This is a genomic window from Psychromarinibacter sediminicola (genome assembly GCF_029168335.1).
Classification (GTDB): Bacteria; Pseudomonadota; Alphaproteobacteria; order Rhodobacterales; family Rhodobacteraceae; genus Psychromarinibacter; species Psychromarinibacter sediminicola.
In genome coordinates, this window is sequence record NZ_JARGYC010000167.1 from 1 (window position 1) to 2405 (window position 2405).

A 2405-nucleotide genomic window follows, 5' to 3' on the forward strand; every position below is an offset into this window, starting at 1 on the left:
CAAAAGCCGGGAAACCTTGCGAAAACGGATACTGCAAATGCAGCCAAAACCACACGTTCTCAATCGCTTGCCCATTCTTCACGTGTGACGATCTGCGGCCGCACCACCTGCACCGTCCCGTCCGACCGGCCGCGGGTGAAGGTCAGCGGGTCGGCCGGCAGCGGCACGTAGACGAACCGCCCGTCGCCGGCCAGGTCGCTGCCCTCGCCGACCCACATGACGAAGAGCGTCCCGTCGAACCGGCCGACCGGCAGCCGGTCGTAATCCACGACTCCGCAGGCGGAGAGGACGGCGCAACACAGAAGGGCCAGTCCTCGCATCGGAGACACCTCGCGGAAGGGTTGAACGCTGCGCCCGAGCCTAGCCGGGAATCCGACGCGGCGTAAGCCCCGCCGGGCGCAGACAGCCGTCCGTCCCCCGGCGCGGAGCCGTCAACAATCCCGCCGAACCGGTCCCGATCGTTTCGGAAAACCCTTCGAATCCTCGCCGAATCTTCCTTAAACCCGTATTATCTGCCAAATGCCCTTTCGGGGGCAGAAGGAGCGAGCATGACGGTATCCGGTCTGTCCCAATGGGTGGTGTGCGGTAAGACCCCCTATTCGATCGAGATTTTCAAAACCGACCTGCATCCCGGCTGGCGCGTGGACGCGATCGACGGCGTGGCGCAAAAGACCGTCTGGACCGGCACCGCGCCGGACGACGCCACGGCTTTCATCGAAGCGATGCGGCACATCCACGATCTGGCCGAGGCCGCGTAGGCCCGTCCGGTGATCTTCTGCCGAAAAAATGGGCGGAGCCGCGGCCCCGCCCTGTCCTGTCATACCCGCTGCAGCAGCTTGCCGACCTGACGGATCGCCGTCCGCGCCGTGCTCGCCTTTGACGTGTTCGCCGCCCGGCCGGAGCCGGACGGCTGCGTGCGCGAATGCGGGTGGCCGCCCGTCGGCCGCCGCGACCGGGAATATGTTCTAAGCGCCTTCTGCGCGAGACGTTTCAGGGACATCTCGACCTCCGTTCTGTGCGGCGGCCCGGTGCGGGCCGCCTGTCGGGAGGTCAACGGGCCCGCCCCGGCGGCGGTTCCCTTGTCGAGAGCATGTCGCGCAGGCGACCCGCTCTGACCGTCAGGCGCCGTACTGCATCACCGTGACGAGCGCCGACAGCGCGAAGACCGCCGCCGACAGGTAGTTGTTGATCTGCAGCGCGCGGCCCTTCGGCCGGGCCGTCCAGCTCATCCAGTGAGCCGTCTCGGTGGGGGGCTCCGGATCCTCGAATGGTCGTGCCATGCTGTGTCCTCCTTGGATTCGCGTGTAATGCGTCGTGGGTCTAGGCCCGAAATGCGGCGATTCTTTGTACCGCCTTCGACAATACCCGGAAGGACGAGCGGATCGTTTCCACATCCGACGGCGCGGACGGCGCCCGTTAGCGCTATCCTCAACAAGATCAGCGACTTGCCCCCCTGTCCAACCTTGGACACCCGGTCTGGCCCGAATCCCGCCCCGCCGCTATCCTTCCGTTCAGAAAAGGGGGATCACCGATGTTTCACCGCCGCCACTTCCTCGCCCTGGCCGCCGCCGGGCCGCTCCTGCCGGCCTGCACCTCCGGCTCCGGCGCGCGGGTCCGGATTCCCGCCGGCACCCGGCTGATCATCCTGCGCCACGCCGACCGCGAGGGCGAGGATCTGACCGCCGCCGGCCGGCGCCGGGCGGCGGCGCTTGTCCCGGCGCTCGACGGTATCGAGATCGACGCGATCTACTACCCCGGAATCCGCCGCAACTTCGATACCGGCAAGCCGCTTGCCGATGCCCGCGGCCTTTCCATGCAGACCATTCGCGCCGAACACCCCGCCGCCACGCTGATGTCGGCCGGCGCCGGAAAGACGATCGTCTGGATCGGCAACAAGGGCAATCTTCACTCGATCTGGGAGGATCTCGGCGCCCCCGGCGAAGCGCCGCTGAATTACGGCGACCTGTACATCGTCGAGCCCGGCCCGGGCGGCACCCCCGCGGTCCTGCGCCGCCGTTTCGGCGCCTGAGACGGGATTATTGAACCCCGACGGCGGGTCGCGCGATCCCACAGCGAGTGGACCCGCAGAAAAAGGACCCGTCAGAGATGCCCCGCCGCACCCCGATCCGCACCCCGATCGCCGATCCGCACCGCCCGCGCCCCCGCCCCCGCCCCGATGCCGGAACCGACGCCGGCCCCCTACCGCTTTACCGACTGGGCCGCCATCTGAGACCGCGGCGCGCGCCGGTTCGCAGCGCCCTGCCCCAAAGTCGGCACCGCGCTGCCTCAGTCTCGCCAGACGCGCCGTTACCCTAACAGGCTGCTGAAAAACTCTGCCTCGACAGGGGTTTGAGAACGTGATTCACCCTTTGCACGGCATGCTGGGGGTGATGATGCGCGGGACG

General features: G+C 67.8%; 5 protein-coding genes. 2 read left to right on the forward strand and 3 right to left on the reverse strand.

Annotated features, from left to right (window positions below; genetic code table 11):
- Positions 1-59: 59 nt before the first annotated feature.
- Positions 60-320, reverse strand: a complete 261-nt coding sequence (locus tag P1J78_RS24575; RefSeq protein WP_275570007.1) for a hypothetical protein — start codon at positions 318-320, stop codon at positions 60-62.
- A gap of 228 nt (positions 321-548) precedes the next feature.
- Between P1J78_RS24575 and P1J78_RS24580 the strand changes: the two genes are divergently transcribed.
- Positions 549-758, forward strand: a complete 210-nt coding sequence (locus P1J78_RS24580) for a hypothetical protein (RefSeq protein ID WP_275570008.1) — start codon at positions 549-551, stop codon at positions 756-758.
- Between the two features lie 59 nt (positions 759-817).
- Here P1J78_RS24580 and P1J78_RS24585 read toward each other — a convergent pair whose 3' ends face one another.
- Together P1J78_RS24585 and P1J78_RS24590 are read right to left on the reverse strand one after the other, a co-directional pair.
- Positions 818-1000: a hypothetical protein gene (locus tag P1J78_RS24585; protein WP_275570009.1), complete on the reverse strand. Its 183-nt coding sequence runs from the start codon at positions 998-1000 to the stop codon at positions 818-820.
- A gap of 118 nt (positions 1001-1118) precedes the next feature.
- Positions 1119-1280, reverse strand: coding sequence for a hypothetical protein (locus P1J78_RS24590; RefSeq protein ID WP_275570010.1), 162 nt, complete (start codon positions 1278-1280; stop codon positions 1119-1121).
- Positions 1281-1531: 251 nt separating this feature from the next.
- Here P1J78_RS24590 and P1J78_RS24595 point away from each other — a divergent pair, with 251 nt between their 5' ends.
- The gene (locus P1J78_RS24595; protein WP_275570011.1) at positions 1532-2029 is read left to right on the forward strand and encodes a histidine phosphatase family protein; all 498 of its coding nucleotides are present in this window, start codon (positions 1532-1534) and stop codon (positions 2027-2029) included.
- The last annotated feature ends 376 nt before the right edge of the window (positions 2030-2405 follow it).